This window comes from Methylobacter svalbardensis (genome assembly GCF_037671525.1).
Taxonomy (GTDB): domain Bacteria; phylum Pseudomonadota; class Gammaproteobacteria; order Methylococcales; family Methylomonadaceae; genus Methylobacter_A; species Methylobacter_A svalbardensis.
Genome location: NZ_JAWPOH010000005.1, coordinates 105,156 through 126,601 on the forward strand (window position 1 = coordinate 105,156; position 21,446 = coordinate 126,601).

At 49.8% G+C, this 21,446-nt stretch carries 19 protein-coding genes; 13 read left to right on the forward strand and 6 right to left on the reverse strand.

Annotated features, from left to right (window positions below; translation table 11 throughout):
• The 3 genes from RW114_RS03675 to RW114_RS03685 all read right to left on the reverse strand — a co-directional run bounded on the left by RW114_RS03675 (position 1) and on the right by RW114_RS03685 (position 4,579).
• A complete protein-coding gene (locus RW114_RS03675) occupies positions 1-2,211 on the reverse strand; it encodes a glycoside hydrolase family 3 N-terminal domain-containing protein (RefSeq protein ID WP_340121357.1) in 2,211 nt (736 codons plus the stop codon).
• 200 nt (positions 2,212-2,411) lie between these two features.
• Positions 2,412-3,770 (reverse strand): sensor histidine kinase, encoded by a 1,359-nt coding sequence (locus RW114_RS03680; RefSeq protein ID WP_340121358.1) that lies wholly within the window; start codon positions 3,768-3,770, stop codon positions 2,412-2,414.
• A 119-nt stretch (positions 3,771-3,889) separates the two neighbouring features.
• Complete coding sequence (locus tag RW114_RS03685; RefSeq protein ID WP_340121359.1) at positions 3,890-4,579, reverse strand: winged helix-turn-helix domain-containing protein; 690 nt, start codon at positions 4,577-4,579, stop codon at positions 3,890-3,892.
• A gap of 222 nt (positions 4,580-4,801) precedes the next feature.
• Between RW114_RS03685 and RW114_RS03690 the strand changes: the two genes are divergently transcribed.
• From RW114_RS03690 to RW114_RS03715, 6 genes are all read left to right on the forward strand, one after another.
• Positions 4,802-6,241, forward strand: coding sequence for a TolC family protein (locus RW114_RS03690; RefSeq protein ID WP_340121360.1), 1,440 nt, complete (start codon positions 4,802-4,804; stop codon positions 6,239-6,241).
• Positions 6,238-7,356, forward strand: a complete 1,119-nt coding sequence (locus RW114_RS03695; protein WP_340121361.1) for an efflux RND transporter periplasmic adaptor subunit — start codon at positions 6,238-6,240, stop codon at positions 7,354-7,356. The genes RW114_RS03690 and RW114_RS03695 overlap by 4 nt, the downstream gene beginning before the upstream one ends.
• Positions 7,353-10,409, forward strand: coding sequence for an efflux RND transporter permease subunit (locus tag RW114_RS03700; RefSeq protein WP_340121362.1), 3,057 nt, complete (start codon positions 7,353-7,355; stop codon positions 10,407-10,409). Before RW114_RS03695 ends, RW114_RS03700 begins: the two co-directional genes overlap by 4 nt.
• Positions 10,410-10,487: 78 nt before the next feature.
• Positions 10,488-10,955 carry a PepSY-like domain-containing protein gene (locus RW114_RS03705; RefSeq protein WP_340121363.1) on the forward strand — a complete coding sequence of 156 codons (468 nt, stop codon included), beginning with the start codon at positions 10,488-10,490 and terminating at the stop codon, positions 10,953-10,955.
• A 38-nt stretch (positions 10,956-10,993) separates the two neighbouring features.
• The gene (locus tag RW114_RS03710) at positions 10,994-12,175 is read left to right on the forward strand and encodes an MFS transporter (protein ID WP_340121364.1); all 1,182 of its coding nucleotides are present in this window, start codon (positions 10,994-10,996) and stop codon (positions 12,173-12,175) included.
• Positions 12,176-12,580: 405 nt separating this feature from the next.
• The gene (locus tag RW114_RS03715) at positions 12,581-13,558 is read left to right on the forward strand and encodes a cation diffusion facilitator family transporter (RefSeq protein ID WP_340121365.1); all 978 of its coding nucleotides are present in this window, start codon (positions 12,581-12,583) and stop codon (positions 13,556-13,558) included.
• Positions 13,559-13,858: 300 nt separating this feature from the next.
• Here the strand turns inward: RW114_RS03715 and RW114_RS03720 are convergent, their stop codons facing one another.
• On the reverse strand, positions 13,859-14,332 hold the full coding sequence (locus tag RW114_RS03720; RefSeq protein WP_422614782.1) for a YbhB/YbcL family Raf kinase inhibitor-like protein: 474 nt from the start codon (positions 14,330-14,332) through the stop codon (positions 13,859-13,861).
• A gap of 374 nt (positions 14,333-14,706) precedes the next feature.
• On the opposite strand from RW114_RS03720, the gene RW114_RS03725 reads away from it, so the two are divergent.
• The 7 genes from RW114_RS03725 to RW114_RS03755 are packed head-to-tail and all read left to right on the forward strand — an operon-like array spanning position 14,707 to position 20,429.
• Positions 14,707-15,453: a protein-L-isoaspartate(D-aspartate) O-methyltransferase gene (locus RW114_RS03725; protein ID WP_340121367.1), complete on the forward strand. Its 747-nt coding sequence runs from the start codon at positions 14,707-14,709 to the stop codon at positions 15,451-15,453.
• Positions 15,454-15,466: 13 nt separating this feature from the next.
• Positions 15,467-17,884: a spermine/spermidine synthase domain-containing protein gene (locus RW114_RS03730; protein ID WP_340121368.1), complete on the forward strand. Its 2,418-nt coding sequence runs from the start codon at positions 15,467-15,469 to the stop codon at positions 17,882-17,884.
• A gap of 27 nt (positions 17,885-17,911) precedes the next feature.
• Positions 17,912-18,427 carry a radical SAM protein gene (locus RW114_RS03735; protein WP_340121369.1) on the forward strand — a complete coding sequence of 172 codons (516 nt, stop codon included), beginning with the start codon at positions 17,912-17,914 and terminating at the stop codon, positions 18,425-18,427.
• Between the two features lie 26 nt (positions 18,428-18,453).
• A complete protein-coding gene (locus RW114_RS03740) occupies positions 18,454-18,846 on the forward strand; it encodes a hypothetical protein (RefSeq protein WP_340121370.1) in 393 nt (130 codons plus the stop codon).
• Complete coding sequence (locus tag RW114_RS03745; protein ID WP_340121371.1) at positions 18,843-19,256, forward strand: SufD family Fe-S cluster assembly protein; 414 nt, start codon at positions 18,843-18,845, stop codon at positions 19,254-19,256. Before RW114_RS03740 ends, RW114_RS03745 begins: the two co-directional genes overlap by 4 nt.
• A 31-nt stretch (positions 19,257-19,287) precedes the next feature.
• Positions 19,288-19,758, forward strand: coding sequence for a ferritin-like domain-containing protein (locus tag RW114_RS03750; protein ID WP_340121372.1), 471 nt, complete (start codon positions 19,288-19,290; stop codon positions 19,756-19,758).
• Positions 19,759-19,793: 35 nt separating this feature from the next.
• A complete protein-coding gene (locus tag RW114_RS03755; RefSeq protein ID WP_340121373.1) occupies positions 19,794-20,429 on the forward strand; it encodes a methyltransferase domain-containing protein in 636 nt (211 codons plus the stop codon).
• A 65-nt stretch (positions 20,430-20,494) separates the two neighbouring features.
• On the opposite strand, the gene RW114_RS03760 is transcribed toward RW114_RS03755, so the two are convergent.
• On the reverse strand, positions 20,495-20,677 hold the full coding sequence (locus tag RW114_RS03760; protein ID WP_340121374.1) for a hypothetical protein: 183 nt from the start codon (positions 20,675-20,677) through the stop codon (positions 20,495-20,497).
• A 21-nt stretch (positions 20,678-20,698) separates the two neighbouring features.
• Positions 20,699-21,184, reverse strand: coding sequence for a cytochrome-c peroxidase (locus tag RW114_RS03765; RefSeq protein ID WP_340121375.1), 486 nt, complete (start codon positions 21,182-21,184; stop codon positions 20,699-20,701).
• Between the last annotated feature and the right edge of the window lie 262 nt (positions 21,185-21,446).

A 21,446-nucleotide genomic window follows, 5' to 3' on the forward strand; every position in this document is an offset into this window, starting at 1 on the left:
TTATTCGGTCACCGTAAAACCGACTATTTCATTACCAACCATCACCTTGAAATCTCCCAGCTCCACAATCCGCTTAAGATCAACGCCAATAAACGACAAATCATGCGGCGTTAAGGTAAAGCTTACGCTTTCAGTTTGACCAGGATTCAACTCGACTTTTTTAAACGCTTTGAGTTGTTTGTTGGGACGGGTTACCGAAGCCGCCACATCATTAATATAAAGCAATACCGTTTCCTTGCCTGTCAACGCGCCGGTGTTTTTGACATTAACGGTGACATTGATATTTTCACCCATGCGGATTTTTTCTTTTTCCGCCTTCAAGCCGCTGGTTGCAAAGGTGGTATAGCTCAAACCATGCCCAAACGCATACAGCGGGTTATAAGTATTTCCCTCAAACGACTCCATCGGTTTGTAATCATACGGCGTAATGCCATTGGTGTTGCGCGGATAGGAAACAGGCAGTTTGCCGTTGGGGTTATAGTCGCCATATAAAATATCAGCAATGGCTTCACCGCCTTCCATGCCCGGCAAGAAACCCAAAATAACGCCGGAAGCCCGTTCTGCAATCGAGGTAATAATGCGCGGACGACCGCCCAAGGTAAGCAGAATCACCGGTTTTCCGGTTGCAATCGCGGCATTGGCAAGCTCGACTTGCGCCTGGTCGAGGTTTAACGACTCAATATTGCCCGCGGTTTCCGTATAAGGTTTTTCTCCTAAGCTGAGCAAAATGACATCGTGATTTTTGGCTTCTTCAACCACCTGTTGAACATCGATGGGTGCATCAAAAGCATCGCCTCCGATATACGTCACTTTGCCGGTGGATTTTTCCTGTATGGCTTCCAAGACCGTCAGTTTCTCTTGAGGATATAAATCCTCGGCATCGCCCTGCCAGGTAATCGTCCAGCCGCCATTCATCACATTCAACAAATTGGCGGTAGGCCCGGTCACCAGAATATTGGTGTCTTTTTTAAGCGGCAGGATGTTGTGGTCGTTTTTGGCAAGAATAATCGACTCCCGTGCCGCCTGACGATTGGTCTCTATGGCTTCCGCCGTGGCAAAATTACCTGCCACCGGCAGCAAGGGTTTAGGCTCGAATAATCCGGCCTGATACTTGACCGTCAGTATCCTGGATACGGCTTCATCGATACGGGACATCGGCACCTCGCCTGATTTGACCAAATCAATCAGCAAATCATAAAAAGAAAAATCGAACGGCACCATGCTCATGTCGATACCGGCCATCACCGCCATTTTGACCGCCTCTTTTTCGCTAGCGGCCATCTTGTCGCGGGTATAAAGCCGCTTGATGTCGGCCCAGTCGGACACGGTAAAGCCTTTAAAGCCCAGTTCTCCGCGTAAAATCGTGGTCAGATAATGATGATTGGCGTGTCCGGGAATGCCGTCAACTTCCGCCGAATTAACCATCACCGTCGGCGATCCGGCTTTTATACCCGCTTCAAACGTCGGCAAAAAATATTCGCGCAGCATTCTTTCACCTATCCAGGCCGGTGTCCGGTCTTTGCCGTTAAGCGGATAACTGTAACCCACATAATGTTTCAAACAAGTTGGCGCTTTATCAACCGCAGAAAAATTATCGCCCTGATGACCTTTAATATAAGACGCACCCATCACCGTTGCCAAATGCACATCTTCGCCGAAAGTTTCCCACAAGCGCGGCCAAAGCGGTTGGCGGCCGATATCCATCACCGTGGAAAAATTCCATTGCAGACCGGAAGCGCGCACCTCCCTTGCGGTAATCCCGCCTTCCTTGAAAGCCAGTTCCGAATTGAACGTTGCCGCCATGTTAATGGCCTGCGGAAACAATACCGAGTTTTGCGTGTAAGTCGCGCCATGAATCGCGTCTATCCCGTAAATGACCGGGATTTTCAACCGGGTTCTTGCCGCAGCATCTTGCACCGTGCGCGTCAATTTTCGCCATATCTCAACGGATTGCGCATTGTTAGCCGACGTAAAAGACGGATGAAGAATGGAGCCTACCTGCTGGTTTAAAGGCGCATTAAGGATGGAGCCGACATGGTGTTTTAACACCGCATCCTCCAACTTGGCAGGATTGATCTGATCCTCGGCATTTTGTTCTTTAGGATCGCCGATAACCGAAAAATCGACCTGCGTCATTTGCCCTACTTTTTCTTCGAGTGTCATTTGAGACAGCAGATTTTTGACTTTATTTTCTATTTCTTGTGCATTCACAGAACGCCCCGACATGGCAGATAGGATGATAATTAAAATAATATGTTTTGTTTGCAATTTACTATTTCGCCTGTTAATTGGTTAAAATTCAGCTTGCCGGCTATTGTTTACCCATTGAGTTAGATTCGCCAGTTTTTTAAGTGGAGTAAGCATAGCGACTTTGCCGGATTGTTCGGCAACGGCTTTTAAGTAGGCCAGCTCTATTGAAAATGAAGCCGGACCCTGAGGCCCGGCTGATTATCCTCCAAGCCAACAGAAGCAACATGCAATTCCATAACCGCTTTAACCAGACTGAGTCCCAAGCCGCTTCCGGAGGTACTACGGGCTGCATCCAGGCGAGAAAACCGTTCCAAGACCAAAGAGTGCTTGTCGGCTGGAATACCGAGGCCGTTATCGCTAATTAGCACGACAAGCCCTTCTGGTTGCTGTCCAGCCGCTAAAGTAATTTGTCCGTTATCGTGAGTATATTTAATAGCATTATCCAGCAAGTTGCTGATGGCCTGAGCCAGCAAATGCCGATTACCCATTACGCTAAGGCCTTGCTGCACGTTGATGGTTAAGTGCTTGTCTTGTGATTCAGCCAGCTCCTGATAAAGCTCACCTAGTCCCTCAAGCAAAGTGGATAAGTCGACCGGTTGCCATTCACCACGAAAGCTTCCAGCCTCTGTTTGCGCGATTTCTAGCAAAGCATTAAAAGTACGAATCAAGTCATCAGCATCTTCAATGGTTTCGCTCAAGACTTGCCGATATTCGATCGGATCGCGTGCTTCCAGCAAGGTAATTTCCAGTCGACTGCGTAATCGTGACAGCGGTTTGCGCAAGTCATGGGCGATATTATCAGTGACCTGACGCATGCCGGCCAGCAATTGTTCAATGCGCATCAACATGCGATTAAGCTGTTCGGCGAGTTCATCAAACTCGTCGTTACGCTCGCTTAAAGGCACACGTCGGGAGAAGTCGCCCGAGGTAATCGCTTTGGCTGTGGTGTTGATATTGTCGATTCGCGCTAACAAGGTTCGCCCGATAAACCAGCCCATGGTCAATGCCAAACTCACCGAGACCAGTAGAATCATGACGATGGTATAGAGAATAACCTCCTGTAATTCCTCTGCCTGTTCCAGGCTCTGAGCCAGCAACAGCTTGCTGCCATCAGTCAATGTTGCTGCGACCATAGGCCAATAACCGTCTTCTTTACTTTGATCCGAAATGAGCCTGCCTTCAATCCAGACATTGGTGACTTCTCCGTAACGATTTAAGTTTGGCGGCCATTCTTCCAAATCACCGGTCAGTTTTTTATGGTTTGGATCCAGCAGCAAGAAATGGCGACGGTATTTAACATCGATAGTCTGTTGTGCGTTGAGGGTATGAATGACGTTATCGCGGCCTTTTTCCTTATCAATTCGCAACAATTCAAGCATGCGTTGTTTCAAGCCTGTGCTGATTTGTTCATCAACGTAATCGCTACTGGTCCAGTACAAGATGCTCAAGCCCAGGGTCATTAATACCGCATAAAGTCCGGCATAGCGCAAAGCAATACGCATAGCGGATGTGTTGAACAATCTACGGGAGCTCAAAGCTTACGCATCCTGCTAACACAGGGATGTATTGAATGCAGATCATGCATAACGCCATGGACGGCGTGTAGTAGGGTAATGCAGGAGAAGTGAGCGAGGAGCATTTATCCGCCTACATCCGTGTAGGCATCAAGTTTATAGCCGATCCCACGGAGAGTATGAAGTAGCGGTTTGTCAAAATCCTTATCAATTTTGGAACGTAAACGGCTTATTTGGGTATCAACAACATTAGTCTGAGGATCGAAATGCAAATCCCATACCTGTTCCAGCAACATGGTGCGCGTGACGATTTGACCGGCATGCCGCATCAGACATTCCAGCAGTCGTAATTCCATAGGTTGCAAACGAATCAGATGGCCTGCACGGGTGACTTTGTGAGTGAGCAGATTTAATTCAAGATCCGTTATTTTTAAATGCGTTGGCGCCGTAGCCTCAGTACGCCGACGCACCAGGGCATCCAGTCTTGCCAGTAATTCGGCAAAGGCATAGGGTTTAACCAGATAATCGTCACCGCCCGCACGCAAGCCCTCGACCCGATCGTCGACTTCAGCTAATGCACTCAATACCAGAATCGGAGTATGTCTCCCATCAGCACGCAGCATACGAATGAGCGAGAGACCATCCCTTTTCGGTAACATTCGATCAATCACCAGAACATCATAGTTTTCGCTTAAAGCCAGATCTAAACCCTTCTCTCCGTCAGCGGCGTGATCAACTATGTGACCGCTTTCAGTCAAGCCCTTAACCAGATAAGCCGCCGCCTGTTTATCATCTTCAATTAAAAGAATCCGCATGATAGAGATATTACCGTCTTTTATAAACCAGGTATCTTACCATTTGGTAATGATACGGAAAGACTCCGGCAAGGTAATCTCTTGTATTATCAGGCCGTGGAGAAAAAGAATTCAATTTAAATACACTTAAGCTATAAGGATTTGAATGTCGGATTATGCTAAGGCTAAACCCACCTACGTCCAAGTTATTTCTTCATCGATCCTTATAGACAGAAACTTTTTATGACCCCTAGCTATTTGCAAGCAGCTAATAACTTTCAGTTGTATCCTTTTAAAAGTATTGGCTTTTATCACTGGGCTATTCGCATTGCATTGTCGCTTGTACTTTCCGCTTGTGCTCATTATCAACCACTCCCATTGACAGAGGACTCTATTCAGCAGCAACTGCAAACGCCATCCCGTGAACAGCTCACTATCCAGGCGGCAAAAATAAAGCATCCTCTGCTTGAACCGGTTAAATTTGATATGGAGGACGGTTTATCGCCGGATGAAGCGGCCATTCTGGCAGTATTACGTAATCCGGAATTACGCGTCGCAAGAGATCAACATGGCATTGCCAACGCGCAACTTTTACAGGCCGGATTATTGCCTGACCCGCAAGTCTCCTACAGTTTTTCAGCGCCTTCCGGAGGCACCGATCTGAATATGAACAACGCCTTTGGACTCGGTCTGAGCTGGGAGGCGACGGCCCTGATTTGGCGGCAGAACAAAATAACAGCTGCAGGGAAACAACAACAGGGCGTCGATTTGCAAATCGCCTGGCAGGAATGGCAAATCGCCCAGGCGGCAAAATTAGCGGCTTATCAATTGATTGTTTACTCCCGTCAACAGGCTTTACTCTCCGAAATGGCGCAGCGTTTGGAAGATAACCGTGCGCGCTTGCAAGAAGCCGCTGAACTGGGGTTGGTCACAGAACTTGAACGGGTCGCCGCCGTGTCCGCCAAAAATGGGGTCGATATTCGTTTGCTCGCCCTTAAATTACAAATGAAACAGCAGCAACAACGCCTGAACCGAGCCTTGGGACTTAAACCCCATGAGGGGGTCAATTTGCAGCAAGATATTGAACTCGTTTCCGCTATGAACGCTCCGGCTTATGACGCTTTAATATATAACGTCGAAAACCGTCGGCTGGATTTAATGGCCTTGAAACGGGGCTATGAAAGCCAGGAAGAACGCTTGCATATCGCGGTAATGCAGCAATTTCCGAAAATCAGTATCGGCTTTGATTCTGCCCGGGATAATAGCAACTTATATACCATGGGCTTTGGCGTCTCGATGACAGTGCCCATATTCGACCGGAATCAGGGTCAAATCGCGCTTGGCCGGGCGACGCGGCAACAACTGTTCGATCAATATACCAGTCGGCTGTTTCAAGCCAGGGCCGATATTGCCGAATTGTTGGTCACTATCGCATCGATAAACAAGCAAATTCAATCCGTTCGTCATGCCATTCCCGATTTGGCCAATCTGGTTAACGCCTATCAGACAGGTATCAAAAACGGCCAGGTTGACGTATTTAATTATTATGTGGCCTGGAATAGTCTGACGGATAAGAAAATTGACCTGCTGACCTTGGAATTGCAGTTAGTGCAGGCGGGAATTGCTTTGGAGGTAGCGAGTGGGCTTTATCATGTTGCCACTGATTTTAATGAAAAAGAATGATGAAATCCTATTCTAAAATAACCGTCGTGACGGTTTTATTGCTGACTTTTGTTATCGGTAGTGCTGTGCTTTATGGGTTGGCAAAGCCGCACGATTTAACCGGATCGGACGCGCCGGTTTCCGAACCGGAGCCGGTTGCCCAGGTTGAAACGGTCAAACTAGAAAAAGGAGAAATCAAAGAAACCTTTACCGCCTATGGCGTGGTTTTGCCTTTACCGGACAAGTTGAAGACGGTTAGCGTGCCCTATACCAGTCAGGTCGATAAAATGCAGGTCAATCAGGGCCAAATTGTCCGGCAAGGCGATCTGTTACTGACCTTAAAGCCGGGCGCGAGCGCTATGTTGCAACTTGAACAGGCGCGAAGAGAACTGGCGGCAGCATTACGCGAAAATCAACTGCTGCAAGAACGCATACGCCTGAAATTGGCGACTAAACAGGATTTGGTGGGCTCCCGATTGCGTGTCGGACAGGCTAAGGTCATGCTCAAAAATCTGCTTGACCAGGGTATCGGTAAAGAACAGCAAATCAGGGCGGAAAACGCCGGTATTATCTATCTGGTTAATGTGCAACAAGGACAAATCGTTTCTGCCGGTATGCCGTTGCTGCAACTTGTTGACCAGAACCAGTGGATGGTTCGCTTAGGCATCGAACCGGAGGATTACGAGCATCTGCAAGTCGATCAACAGGTATTGATTACGCCGGTCAATACGCCCGTTTCAGAACCGGTTAAGGGCCGTATTGAAATTATCACCCATCAGATCGATCCGACCACCCGCTTGCTCAATGTCTTTGTCAGGCCAGCGTTAAATCAGACCTTGCTGATCAACGACTTTGTTGAAGGTCAGATTATTATCTCCACGGTCAATACCTTACTGGCTCCCCGTCAGGCGGTGTTGCCCGATGATGGCGGCTACAGTCTGTTTACGGTCGAAAACGGTCATGCCGTTAAGCATCCGGTACAAGTGGGCCTGGAAAACGATAGGCAGGTTGAAGTGATTGCGACGGATTTAAAGGATCAGGATGACGTCGTTGTGTTAGGCAACTACGAACTCGAACCTGGCATGGCGGTGTCCGTAGTGCCGGGCACCCAACCCGACAAAGGAGTCTCACCATGACGGAATGGAGCCATTGTCACCGTCGCTCCATTCTGTTTGCACTCGGTCTATTCGCCATCGCCGGATTCTTTGTCATTGGCAGTACGCCGGTCAGTTTGTTTCCTCAGGTGACCTTCCCACGAGTGGTCATCAATCTCGATGCCGGCGACATGCCTGCCGAGCGTATGGCCGTTCAGGTTACCTGGCCGGTGGAAGAAGCGGTGCGCGCAGTACCGGGTGTACTGAATGTCCGTTCTGCGACCAGTCGCGGCAGCGCTAATATCGCCATCAATTTTAGCTGGAGCGTGGATATGGTGTCGGCCACGCTGCAAGTTGCGTCGGCCATTAATCAAATTCGTTCAACGCTGCCTGCAACCTTGTCATTTGGCGTCAGACGCATGGATCCGACGGTATTCCCCGTGCTGGGTTACAGTCTGACATCCACCAAGCATAGCCTGGTCGAACTTCGGGATATGGCGCTCTATCAAATCAGACCGATCCTGTCGGCCATTCCCGGCGTGTCAAAAGTGGCGGTATTGGGTGGTGCAATTGCGGAATACCAGGTGCTGGTCGATCCCGCGCGAATCAATGCCTTAGGTTTAAGTCTGGATGATATTGCCAAAGCCTTATCGACAGCCAATGTTATCCAGGCGGTAGGCCGGCTGGAACAAAACTATAAGCTTTATTTGATACTAGCCAATACCCAGTTGCAGAGTTCGGAACAGATTGCGCAGACTATTTTACGCAGTGGTCAAAATGGCCTGGTCTTTCTTGAAGATGTCGCACAAGTGGTTAAAACGACCGCACCGCAATGGCAACGAATCACCGCCGAGGGTCGCGATGCCGTCCTGTTTCAAATTAATCAACAACCCGGCAGCAGCACCGTTGAAATTGCCCGCAACGCACAATCTCAACTGGAACTCATCAGACAGAAGCTCCCTGCAGGTATTAAAATCGCCAAATGGTACGACCAAAGCGATTTGATTGTAGCCTCTGCCCAGAGCGTCAAAGAAGCCTTGTTGATTGGCTTAGGGCTGGCCATTGTTACTTTGCTGGTGTTTTTACGAAATATCAAGGTCACCTTGATTGCCGCCATTACCGTACCCATGACTTTATCCGCGACCGTATTAATCATTCATTTATTGGGGATTGGCTTTAATATCATGACCTTGGGCGGCATGGCCGCCGCCGTGGCGTTGATTATCGATGACTCGATTGTCATGATTGAGCATATTATTCGCCGCATGCGTGAAGCGTCTGGGACCTATCTGGAACGGATTCATCTGGCCGTCAACGAATTCAGCAAACCGCTAACAGGCTCATCGGCATCGACGATTATCATTTTTGCGCCGTTGGCTTTTTTATCCGGCGTCAGCGGCAGTTTTTTCAAAGCCTTGTCGATCACCATGGCTTCAGCACTGCTTATCTCTTTTATAATAGCCTGGCTGGCTGTGCCCTTGCTGGCCTCTCATACCCTGACGCAAAAAGATACCGAACAGGAAGAAAACGGCCCGTTGACCCGCTGGTCTCATCAACGCTATCAAGGGCTGTTACAAGTGATGTTGTCAAGGCCTTGGCTGATATTGACCGCACTGCTTCCGCTGCTGGCCGCCGGTTTCTTTGGCTGGCAGCAGACCGGCTCAGGATTTATGCCGTCGATGGATGAAGGTGGCTTTATTCTCGATTACCGGGCCGCGCCCGGTACGTCGGTATCGGAAACGGACCGCTTGTTAAAACAAGTTGAAAAGGTTCTACACAATACGCCTGAGGTGGAGACGTATTCTCGCCGCACCGGCAACAGTTTGGGGGGCTTCCTGACCGAAGCCAATGAAGGCGACTTTTTCGTGCGCTTAAAACCTTTGCCCAGGCGCAGTCTGGATGAAGTGATGGACAGCGTTCGAGAACAGGTTGGTATTCAAGTCCCGGGACTGAGCATTGAACTGGCCAAACTGATGGAAGATATCATCGGCGATTTAACGGCGGTTCCACAACCTATCGAAGTCAAACTGTATTCTAATGATGGGCAGTTATTAAAAGAACTGGCGACGAAAGTCGCACTAAAGCTGGAAAAAATACCGGGCGTCGTTGACCTTAACAATGGCGTCATTCCGGCCGGCGATGCGTTGAATATCCGTGTATTGCGTGATAAAGCCGCACTGGAAGGACTCAGTCCGGATGCCGTAACACAGACGCTTAATAATTATCTGAAGGGTACCATTACCACGCAATTGCAGGAAGGCCCCAAGATGGTCAACCTGCGCGTTTGGATCCCCCGGGCCGAGCGCTCAACAATTCGGGCATTAGACAATCTGCGTATGCGCTCGCCAGACGGCCATTGGGTACCTCTTAAACGGATTGCAAAAATCAGCACTGAGACCGGGCAGGCGCAAATCGCTCGGGATAATTTAAAACGTATGGTGGCCGTCACTGCGCGTATTAGCGGACGGGACATGGGATCTACCGTTGCCGACGTCATTAAAACACTCGATCAACCCGGCATGTTGCCGCATGATGTTTATTATGTTCTGGGCGGTTTATATGAACAACAACGCATTGCGTTTCATGACCTGATTATCGTGTTTATCGCGGCGGTGGCGCTGGTTTTTGTTTTGTTACTGTATTTGTATGAACATTTTCATGTGGCACTGTCGATGATGCTGACTACCTTGTCGGCGGTAGCGGCCGTGTTTGTCGGCTTATGGCTGACCAGTACCGAGTTAAACATCACCGCGATGATGGGCATGACCATGGTGATCGGCATCGTCACCGAGGTCAGTATCTTTTATTATTCCGAATACCAAAGCCTGACTGAGTCAGAAGTGGGAATTCAGCGCATGATTACCGCAGGGAATAACCGCATGCGCCCGATTGCGATGACCACTGTGGCCGCAATTCTTGCGCTTATGCCATTGGCTTTAGGCATCGGCGCCAGCTCTGAAATGCTGCAACCGTTGGCCATTGCCATTATTTCCGGCCTGGTTGTCCAGATGCCGCTGGTGCTGATTTTACTACCGGCATTGCTCACAATATTTTCAACGATAAAAGGAGAGTCTGCTTTCGCTAAATCACGGTAAAAAAAATTTTCACCTCGGGTTACGCTATCGCTGACTCGACAAAAGGGTTCAACGCCCATTAAACAACAGGAAAAAATCATGTACAAAAAACTATTAATCACAACTTTCGTCACTTTAACCTTCTCTGCCGCCGTTTATGCCGAGGAAACCCGCGAGATAACGTTTGAAAAACTTCCAGAAGTTGTCCAGTCATCGGCACTGAAGCATCAGGTTCGTAGCAGCATTACCAAAGTCGAAGCCATCCAGGATAAAGGAATAACTAAATACGAAATTGAAAGTAAAAATGACGGTATCAGTAAAGATATTACTTTTGCCGCCAATGGCTTGGTGATGGAAATTGAACAGGGTATGCAGTTTGCGCAATTACCACTTGCCGCACAAAACGCGATTAAAAAAGGTTACCCTGAAATCAAAATAACCGAGGTTGAAAGCATACAGGAATTCTTTTTTGATGTGGAGGGTGATGTGAAGGGTAAATCTGTCGAAGTTAAAGTCCTCGCATCGGGCGATATTAAAGATAACGATGCAAGCGATAACAAGGACTGAAACCCAATCATCATTGCCTCGCTAACATACTGAAAAATATGGCAACATCTATTCCACGAACCATCTTGGCACTTGGCTTTGTCAGTCTGTTTATGGATTTATCCTCAGAATTAATACACAGCCTGTTACCGGTATTTCTGGTCACAACACTCGGAGCCAACGCGCTGACTGTCGGCTTGATTGAGGGTATTGCCGAAGCAACTGCGAATATTGCCAAAGTATTTTCCGGTGCAATCAGCGATTTTTTCGGCCGCCGAAAAATATTGTTGTTGTTCGGCTATGGACTTGCCGCTTTAACCAAACCGCTGTTCCCTCTGGCCGATTCAGTGATTACCGTATTCATCGCGCGTTTCCTGGACAGAATCGGTAAAGGCATACGCGGAGCGCCGCGCGATGCCTTGATTGCCGATGTTGCACCGGCGAACATACGCGGTGCCTGTTTTGGTTTGCGGCAATCGATGGATACAGTAGGAGCATTTCTAGGCCCTATTCTGGCCATTCTGCTATTGCTTCTACTCAACGGCAACATCAAGCTGGTGCTATGGGCCGCAGTGATTCCGTCCGTCATTGCAGTCATGCTTATTGTCATTGGTGTTGATGAGCCTTCCGGAGTGATAGCGCGCCCTTTCCATTCGCCGCTAAAATGGGCGGTACTAACACGATTTTCCGTGCAATATTGGTGGGTCGTTATTATCGGCGCCTTATTTACCCTGGCCAGATTCAGTGAAGCTTTTCTGGTCTTGCGCGCCCAGCAAATGGGCTTAGCGGTCACCTGGATACCCTTGGTCATGGTGGTGATGAGTCTGGCTTATGCTTTATCCGCCTACCCAGCAGGCATTTTGTCTGACCGCATGAATAAAAAATACTTACTTGGAATCGGCTTGTTTTTTTTGATTTTTGCCGACCTGGCACTGGCGCAAGCCACATCAATTCCTGTTCTTATGCTGGGCGTAGCGTTATGGGGATTGCATATGGGTTTCAGCCAGGGCATTCTGGCGACTCTGGTTGCCGAGACTACGCCGCCGGAGCTGAAAGGAACGGCATTCGGTCTGTTTAATTTCATCGGCGGCGTGTTTATGCTTTTGTCCAGCCTGATTGCAGGCTGGTTATGGGATCGTTACGGCGCTGAATTTACCTTTTATTGCGGGGCGATGTTTGCTTTTTTAGCTTTGAGTTTATTGGCGATTAAGCGAACATATCATCGTAATTTATCGCTATGAATATTTGACAGATCCTATAACATAGGTTCTTGTATGATTAACTAATGTTACGCACTGTCCACGAAAAGCACGAAAAAACCTAGATTCATATATGACGGCGTAAATATCCAGTCATTCCTATTCATGTGACTGGATACTGGCGTTCATGTCAGCATGACGATGCTAGCCACGGTTCCTTTACTCATTCAGGCGCTTTGGTTATTACATCCAACACGCTTTTCTGTACCCGGTTTTTTTGCTTTTCGTGGACTACAATTTTTTTTATTATCTGCGCACGTAACTCGTCAAAGCAGGTCGACATGGAAAGCCAGCATGTTCGTTCTATGCCGACGCCGATCAACCTATCTCGGGAGTGTTTGCTGACATGCTGGAACACATCGCCGAACTTTATACGGAAGCAGAATAATGGTACATCAACACGAACATAAGCATTCTCACGATCATGATCACAGTGGACACTCGCCTAGTAACAGTCATCACCATCACGGTGACCCAAACAATCATGGTCGTGCCTTTGTCATTGCCATCGTTTTAAACACGACTTTTGTTGTGGTTGAGTTCAGCTATGGCTTCATGGCCAATTCGACCGCGCTGATAGCCGATGCAGGACATAACCTCTCCGATGTGCTAGGCCTACTGCTGGCATGGGGTGCGGCGCTCCTCAGCCGCAAGGCACCGAGCGAGCGCTACACCTATGGTCTGCGCAGCACCTCAATTCTGGCCGCACTGGCAAACGCCATGTTCCTGCTGGTAGCGTGTGGGGCCATTGCCTGGGAGGCCGGCCATCGCTTCTCGCAGCCTCCTGTGTTGGCCGGATTGACGATCACGCTGGTGGCGGCCATCGGGATCGTCATTAACGGACTGTCCGCATGGTTATTTGTAAAGGGAAGCAAGGGCGACTTGAACATTCGCGGCGCCTACCTGCACATGATGGCTGATACGGCCGTTTCGCTGGGCGTGGTCGTTGCCGGTATAGCGATGATGTATACCGGCTGGTACTGGCTTGACCCGGCTATCAGTTTTCTGATCGTGATAGTTATCATGATTAGCACCTGGGGTCTGCTACGCGATTCGTTACGGCTGGCATTAAGTGCCGTCCCAGCACATATAGACGTCACCGAAGTGGAAACCTATCTGCGCCAATGTCCCGGCATCACTGACATTCACGATCTGCACATCTGGGGTATGAGCACGACCGAGGGTGCCTTGACCGTCCATTTGGTCATGCCGGAAGGTTACCCTGGCGACACTTTTATGGATGACATTACGCGAACACTGAAAGAGCGTTTCTCCATTCAGCACAGCACGCTGCAAATGGAACACGGAACGACCGACCATAGCTGCACGCTAAACCTGCACACAGCGGATGCGCAGAACCACTGAAATCGGCTGCGTTCATGAAAACTACGATTCAATGCCCACGCTTAATAAAACAGCGTTAAAAAATGGCCAAGAAATCGGGAAAACAGCATCACAATTGACCCGGTATGTTCGGTGACAATTACCCTGCCCGGTCGTTTAGACAAAAATCAGTTAATTCTTTCCACCAAAATAGATATTTTTCATGTTTTGGCAGCCTGGGTCGATAGCAGTCGATTTGCCAAGTAAGCTGTAATCCGTAGAACCCATAAACATAACGTCATGCGCCGTTTGGCTGGCGGCTTCGTCTACATGTTTAATCAGTTACTGACGCTGATAAGTTCCAATCAGTTCTGTCTGTCCAATAATATGCCCCGCCATCGCGGTTTCCAGCTGGGTCTTATTGGGCTGATGCAGATCAGGCAATTCAATATCCAGTGCGTAGAGCTTATAAAAGTAGCGATGCCGACCGATGGGCGGACAGGGACCGCCATAACCGATTCGTTTCCAATCGTTTTTGCCTTGTTGCGTACCTGCGGGTAAATCAGAGGCGGCAACGGCTGGCGGTAATTCGGTAACAGCCGGAGGAATGTTATAAAGCAGCCAGTGTACCCAGGTCATTTTAGGTTTGGCAGGATCCGGTGCATCGGGATCATCAACGATCAACACCAGGCTTTTGGTGTTTTTCGGAAGTCCCGACCAACTTAATGCCGGCGAACTGTCATTGCCGTCACAAGTAAAAGTTTTGGGAATTTCTCCCTGATGAACAAAGTCAGGTGATTGGAGGATCAAGGTCATGTTTTGCGCTCCTGCAGCCATTATGGCTGTGCTGAAAAAAATGCTGAAAGCTAAAAAAATTAAACGGATAAAAGCAGGCTGTTTGCTTGGGTTCATTGATCACCTCATGGGTAAACCGTGGGCGCGAATTTATTCGCGCTATAGGCATTAAAAAGCGCGAATAAATCACGCCCACACTAGATTAAATCCTTCACTTAATGGCAGTGAGCTAGCGCATAAATTCGCCCTACACATTCGCGTTCGCCGTTAAACCATAAACCTATCCTGACCGGCTGACAATTGTAGAAAAGACCTACAGACAAACCCATTTTCATGGGTTTAAACTCTCACTTCAACAGCCGATTCTTGCCCGGCAAAACCAGGAGGTTGTCAACATGAAAAGAGTAAAGCATCTTATTTTTTGGCTAGTGGTCATCGGCATTATTTTGCTGCTGTTTTCCAGCCATGTCATCGCCGAAGACAGTTTCCGCCAGCAGCGTCATGCCTTGGTCGACATCATCAAGGCTGAAGTGGTGACGACCCGCGATTACCTGAATCAGGAAGCGCTTGACGAGCCGGTTCTCGATGCCCTGCGCAAGGTACCGAGGCATGAATTTGTTCGCGATGCCGAACGACCCTATGCCTACCAAAACAGGCCGCTCCCTATCGGTCATGGACAGACCATTTCCCAGCCTTATATCGTCGCGATTATGACCGACCTGCTTAAACTGAAAAAAACCGACCGGGTTCTGGAAGTCGGCACCGGATCCGGGTATCAGGCGGCCATTCTCGCCGAGCTTGTCGATAGCGTATACACCCTAGAAATTATTGAACCGCTGGCTAAACAGGCCGCAGAGAACCTTAAACGAACCGGTTATGATACGGTTCATACCCGAACCGGCGACGGTTATTACGGCTGGAAAGAAGCCGCGCCTTTTGACGGCATTGTCGTTACCGCCGTTGCCAGCCATATACCGCCGCCGCTGATTAAACAGCTAAAACCCGGCGGACGCATGATCATTCCGGTCGGCGCTCAATTTATGACGCAGTATCTGATGTTGGTGACTAAAGACGCTAATGAAAAAATCACCACTCGCCAGATTTTGCCGGTCAGTTTCGTCCCGCTCACCGGCAAGCATTGACAGGCAAATAACGATGAAGCCACGCTTATCGCTGTTGGCCGCTGTCGGCATTATCTCGGCATCGTCCCTGGCCTATGAAATTTTATTGATGCGCCTGTTTTCGATTATTCAGTGGCATCATTTCGCTTATATGATGATCAGCCTGGCGCTTTTGGGTTATGGCGTTAGCGGCGTGTTCCTGGCGCTGAACCGCGACCGCTTAGCGCAACATTTCCCGGCGGCGATTATGACCAATATGCTGCTGTTCAGCCTTTTTGCACCCGCCTGTTTTTTACTGGCTCAGCAAGTCCCGTTTAATTCGGCAGAAATCCTGTGGGCACCCCAACAACTGCTGTTTTTATTCGGTATTTACCTGATGCTGACCTTGCCGTTCCTTTTCGCGGCCAATGTCGTCGGTTTGTCTCTTTACCGCTATAGGAACCAGGTAGCTTCGATCTATGCGGCCGACCTGTTTGGTGCGGGCCTGGGCAGTGCAGGCGTTATTTTGCTGCTGTTCGCGGTGTTTCCCGAACAGCTGTTAACCGTATTGATGTTATCGGGAATAGCCGCAACCCTGCTGGTGTCGATTGATAGCTTTGACCGGTCAAAATACGGGATCATCGCGTCCGTTATTATCGGGCTGACGATTATTTTTACACCGACCGGCTGGGTAACGTTGAAGGTTTCGCCGTATAAGAGCCTGAATCAATTGCTGCAAGTACCGGGCACAAAAATCATAGACCGATATTCCAGCCCGCTGGGTTTAATCAGCGTAGTCAAGAGCGAGACTACCCCGCTACGTCATGCGCCCGGTCTGAGCCTTAATGCCACAACAGAACCGCCGGAGCAGCTGGCCGTGTTTATCGACGCGGACAATATCAGCGCAATCACCCGCTATAACGGCAAGCCTGAAACGCTCGGCTATCTGGATCAAACCACGTCCGCCCTGCCCTATCATCTCAAACAATTGGCCGATATCCTGATTCTCGGAGCAGGCACCGGCAGCGATATTTTGCAGGCCAACTATCACGCCATTAAGCGCATCGATGCCGTTGAATTGAATCCCCAGATCATCGAGCTGATGCAGATAAAATATGCAGATTTTTCAGGTCACCTTTATTCCAAGCCGAATGTAAATCTTCATATCGATGAAGCGCGCGGCTACCTTGCAACAACCCGTAAAACCTATGACCTGATCAATATTTCATTGCTGGATGCGTTTGGCGCATCGACATCAGGCCTGTATTCAATGGCTGAAAACTATCTTTATACCGAACAGGCCATACAGGAATATCTGCGCCATGTCAGCCCTGGCGGTTATCTCAGCATTAGCCGCTGGATTAAAATCCCGCCACACGATGAACCTAAACTATTGGCTACGGTTATTAACGCCCTTAAAGATGCCGGCGTCCGGCAACCCGGCCAACAAATAATCATGATACGCGGCTGGCAAACCAGTACCTTAATAGTCAAAAACGGCGTCATATCCGCCGAGGAAATCAGCCGGTTAAAACAGTTCTGCAACGAACGCAGTTTTGATTTGGTTTACTATCCCGGCATAGCAGAGTCGGAAGTCAATCGTTTTAATATCCAGCAGCAGCCTTACCTGTACGAGGCGGCTGTGGCTTTATTGGGCAATCAGAGCCGGGCGTTTATTGATGCTTATAAATTCAATATCGAAGCTGCGACAGACGATAAGCCCTACCTGTTTCATTTTTTTAAATGGCGAACCCTGCCCGAAATCCTGTCTTTATTGGGTACCGGCGGAAGCTTTTTGCTGGAAAGCGGCTATTTATTGTTAATCGCGGCCTTAGTGCAGGCGATACTCGCCAGCCTGTTGCTGATAGCACTGCCATTATGGCTGTGGAAAAGCAAGCTGGGCATCGAACCGGGATCGGGAAATCATCTGAGCATGCTGGTATATTTTTTCAGTTTGGGTTTGGCATTTTTGTTTATTGAAATCGGCTTTATCCAGAAATTCATCCTGATTCTGCATCATCCGCTTTATGCCATCACCGTGATGCTGAGTACCTTTTTGTTGTCTGCAGGCGTCGGCAGCCATTATTCGACAAAGCTGTCACACAGCACTGAAAAATCGGCGTTTATGCTGCCGATGGCGGCCATTGCCTTGCTCAGCATCGCTTACAGCTTGGGCTTTGAGTCCATCGCCGGATTTTTGCTGAAAATGGAAAGTTGGGGGCGCTACCTGTTTTCGATAATTTTGATAGCGCCTTTGGGTTTTTTTATGGGCATGCCGTTTCCGATGGCCCTGGCTAAGATCAGCCAAACCGCCCCGGCGTTGATACCCTGGGCCTGGGGCATTAACGGCTGCGCCTCGGTCATCAGCGCGATCCTGGCAACCCTGATTACGATGCAGTTCGGCTTTACCGTGTTGATCTTTCTGGCGGTTGCACTATACGGAATAGCGGCTTGGTATTTTCCCAAATTGTAAGGTAAAAAACAGAAAGGGGATGAGCGTATGCTTGTATTTGGACCCGTACCGTCAAGACGCTTGGGACGCAGCTTAGGTATCAACAATATTCCGCCGAAACACTGCTCCTATTCCTGTCTGTATTGCCAAGTGGGTCCGACAAAAGCCACGGAAACTCAGCCCCGCACGTTTTTCAGGCCTGAAGCTATTTTCAATGCAGTAGAACAGCGTCTGGAAAAACTTAGAGATTTGCATGAAGCTGTCGATTATTTGACCTTCGTCCCGGACGGAGAGCCTACCCTCGATGCCAATCTCGGCAAGACGATTGAATTATTGCGCGGCCTGAATGTCAAAATTGCCGTGATTTCCAACGCCTCGCTGATCTGGCAAAGCAATGTCCGGGAAATCCTTAAGATGGCTGACTGGGTGTCGCTCAAGGCGGACAGCGTCGATGCATCCGTCTGGCGGCGCATTAATCGGCCTTGCGAGGGGCTCGACCTGGACGACATTTTGTCCGGAATGCTGGCTTTTTCCGCCGATTTTAACGGCACATTGCGTTGCTGAGTCATCGAGCGATTCCCGGTGTTGAGATGACCATCGAAGAATGCGGCGAAATGACACGGGTCAAGATCCATATAGCCCGCAACACGCGGCTTGCAAATCCCGTTCATCTTTGCTTTGGCCTGTTGCAACGGATCGGCAGCCAGCATTTCAGCATCCATATCATTCTGGAACCGGGGGCCAAAGCTGGGTTTATCGCCCATGGTTTGTTCGCCAACGCCGAAATCGTCAGGCACATCATGGAAAAACGGATTGAGATCGGCGAGGGAGCCGAGCTGCATTTCACCGACAGTCATATTCACGGCATGTCGGGCGGGATGGAAGTGAATACGACAGGAAAAGTCAAAGTCGGCAAGCATGCGCGCTACAGTTCCGACTTCTCGCTGACGACGGGCCGGGCCGGGTCGGCCGACTCGATTTGAATGAATCGATACAGGCCGACGATTACGCGGTCGTCGAGCTTGTTTCCCGCGTATTTGGACATGACGATGACCTGATCAAAATCAACGAAGAGGTCGGCCTTAATGGTCAATTTTCCCGCAGCATGATCAAAAGCCGCGTTGCCTTGGAGGGCGAAGCCCGGGCGGAAATCATCGGCATTACCGAAGGCTGCGCCGAAGGTGCGCGTGGCCATATGGACTGCATGGAAATCATCAAGGATCAGGCGGTCGGACAAGCAACGCCGATCGTCAAAGTCAGTCATCCGCTGGCCAAGATCACCCATGAAGCCGCCATCGGAACGGTCGACAAAAAACAAATGGAAACCTTGATCGCGCACGGCCTTTCTCCCGAGCAGGCTACGGATATGATCGTGCTGGGCATGTTGCGATAAATAAAATCAATTTTACTTTGGAGGTTAAGACATGAACAATCTGACTGAAACTGAAATCCGCGCCCTCAACGAGGCGCTCGACGACGAATACCGATCCTTCGCGACCTACGATCAGGTGATTGCCGACTTCGGCGAGGTGCCGCCGTTCAGCAATATCAGCGAAGCCGAAAGGCGGCATATCGACGCGCTTTGCGTGTTGTTTGCGCGCTACGGCCTGCCCGTACCCGAGAATCCCTGGCCGGGAAAGGTTGATCGGTACGCCAGCCTGCAAGAAGCTTGCGAAGCAGGCGTCGTCGCCGAGATCGCCAATGCTGAAATCTACGAACGATTGCTGCAAGCGACAGAGCGCCAGGATATCCTCACGGTATTCCGCAACCTCCACGAGGCGTCGCAGCAGCGCCACCTGCCGGCATTCCAGCGTTGCGCACAAGGTTCTGCCGGACGCGGTGGACATGGGGGCCGCGAAAGACGGCAGGGTAAACACGGGGGTGGTCATGAGTAGAATCGAGGATGGTCATTTTCAACAGGTGCTGTCCGATGCCTAGAGCCGCCCCTTTCGAGAACCACCATCAGCGCTATGAGGCGTGGTTCGAAAAACACCAGGCCGCCTATATTTCGGAACTGCTCGCCTTGCGCCCGTTCGTGCCGTGGCAAGGTCTGGGAATCGAGATCGGAGTCGGCAGCGGTCGCTTCGCTGCGCCGCTGGGCGTGCAGGTTGGCCTGGATCCCTCCCCGGCAATGCTTGTCCACGCTGCGGCTCGAGGCATCGAGGTCGTGGAAGGGGTGGCCGAAAAGCTGCCTTTTGAAGCCGGCTCCTTTGACCACGCGTTGGTGGTGACCACCATCTGCTTCGTGGATTCACCGGCTCGAATGCTTGCCGAGGCGCGCAGAGTACTCAAGCCCGGCGGTCGTTTGGTGATCGGCTTTATAGACCGGCAGAGCGCCTTGGGACAAGATTATCTGGCGCATCAGGCCGAGAGCGTGTTTTACCGCGAAGCCACGTTCTATTCGGCTGACGAGGTGGCGCGGCTTCTGCTGGAAACCGGCTTCTCGATTGACGCTTGGGGCCAGACACTCGCACACCCCCTGCCCGAGACAAGAGAGATTGAATCGCTACAGGCAGGGCGAGGGCAATGTGCGTTTGTAGTCGTGGCGGCAACGCGGGAGACTTGACCTGAGGAAACGGCTGCCCAAAGACCATTGCACGAGGAAAAAGCCGGAAAATGAAGACGCCGGAATCACGCCCCCGAAAACCCGATCATCATGTCAAGCAGCTTCTGGTTTACTTGTTTGGTAAAAAACACCAGGGCGGCGCCAAGTGCGGTCATCCCCCAAGTAAATACGGATGCCAGCAAGGCTTGCAAGATGTGTGAGCTCTCGGCAAACCAATGGGCGGCAGATTGAAGACTGGTGTAAATCATCGCGCTGAAAAATGCGCCTGTTTATTTGATGTCTTCAGCGGTCAACTGCGTGAGCGGTTTACCCCTGTATTCTCCGGTTAGCGTTTTCAGGAAGGCGACAATTTTACCGATTTCACCGTCGGAAAAATTTTTGCCTCGTTGAACTTGTCCCATGATCCTTACCGCTTCGTTAAGGTCATTGACTGAACCGTCGTGAAAATAAGGATGAGTCAGTTCAATATTACGCAACACCGGAACCTTGAAGAAGTGGCGGTCTTTTTTCTGCTTGGTTACGTTGAAACGGCCATTATCGGCTTCAGTCAGTTGGCCGCCGCGCAATTTGAAATAATCCTGTTTGATGCCCATCTTTCCCTGGTTCCCACGGTCTTCCGTGGGAACCGATACCCGGCTCTGGGAGCGGCACGTTGTATTTAAGCCCGGTATGCATTCCCGCGCAGGAGCGTGGGAACGAGAGGAATTCATGCCGGCATGATGGCTACTTGAGGAGTTCGCCAGTTGTTCGGCCAAAATTGTACGTAATCCGGAATTGATAAGACGTTAATTGTCTTAATGCAGCAGCTGGATAGAAAGGAATGGTAAAACACAAGTAAAGAATAGATATTGCTGTGATTATGCGGCGAAATTTTTTTAATTTGGAGGTACCTATAGTTTCTCAGGTAAATAATTTCCAAGCCACTACAGTAAAATTCACGCAGGGATTGCGAAATCTTCACGCATTTTCTTCATGACACACAAAACTTTACTGGCATCTTGCATATACGTCTTGAAA

Bases quoted from the DNA above. Each gene is read 5' to 3' on its own strand.
- RW114_RS03685 (WP_340121359.1), bottom strand. From the start codon at position 4,579: ATGCGGATTCTTTTAATTGAAGATGATAAACAGGCGGCGGCTTATCTG.
- RW114_RS03710 (WP_340121364.1), top strand. From the start codon at position 10,994: ATGGCAACATCTATTCCACGAACCATCTTGGCACTTGGCTTTGTCAGT.
- RW114_RS03720 (WP_422614782.1), bottom strand. From the start codon at position 14,332: ATGACCTTGATCCTCCAATCACCTGACTTTGTTCATCAGGGAGAAATT.
- RW114_RS03740 (WP_340121370.1), top strand. From the start codon at position 18,454: ATGACCATCGAAGAATGCGGCGAAATGACACGGGTCAAGATCCATATA.
- RW114_RS03700 (WP_340121362.1), top strand. From the start codon at position 7,353: ATGACGGAATGGAGCCATTGTCACCGTCGCTCCATTCTGTTTGCACTC.
- RW114_RS03735 (WP_340121369.1), top strand. From the start codon at position 17,912: ATGCTTGTATTTGGACCCGTACCGTCAAGACGCTTGGGACGCAGCTTA.
- RW114_RS03705 (WP_340121363.1), top strand. From the start codon at position 10,488: ATGTACAAAAAACTATTAATCACAACTTTCGTCACTTTAACCTTCTCT.
- RW114_RS03755 (WP_340121373.1), top strand. From the start codon at position 19,794: ATGCCTAGAGCCGCCCCTTTCGAGAACCACCATCAGCGCTATGAGGCG.
- RW114_RS03760 (WP_340121374.1), bottom strand. From the start codon at position 20,677: ATGATTTACACCAGTCTTCAATCTGCCGCCCATTGGTTTGCCGAGAGC.
- RW114_RS03750 (WP_340121372.1), top strand. From the start codon at position 19,288: ATGAACAATCTGACTGAAACTGAAATCCGCGCCCTCAACGAGGCGCTC.
- RW114_RS03715 (WP_340121365.1), top strand. From the start codon at position 12,581: ATGGTACATCAACACGAACATAAGCATTCTCACGATCATGATCACAGT.
- RW114_RS03725 (WP_340121367.1), top strand. From the start codon at position 14,707: ATGAAAAGAGTAAAGCATCTTATTTTTTGGCTAGTGGTCATCGGCATT.
- RW114_RS03690 (WP_340121360.1), top strand. From the start codon at position 4,802: ATGACCCCTAGCTATTTGCAAGCAGCTAATAACTTTCAGTTGTATCCT.
- RW114_RS03695 (WP_340121361.1), top strand. From the start codon at position 6,238: ATGATGAAATCCTATTCTAAAATAACCGTCGTGACGGTTTTATTGCTG.
- RW114_RS03730 (WP_340121368.1), top strand. From the start codon at position 15,467: ATGAAGCCACGCTTATCGCTGTTGGCCGCTGTCGGCATTATCTCGGCA.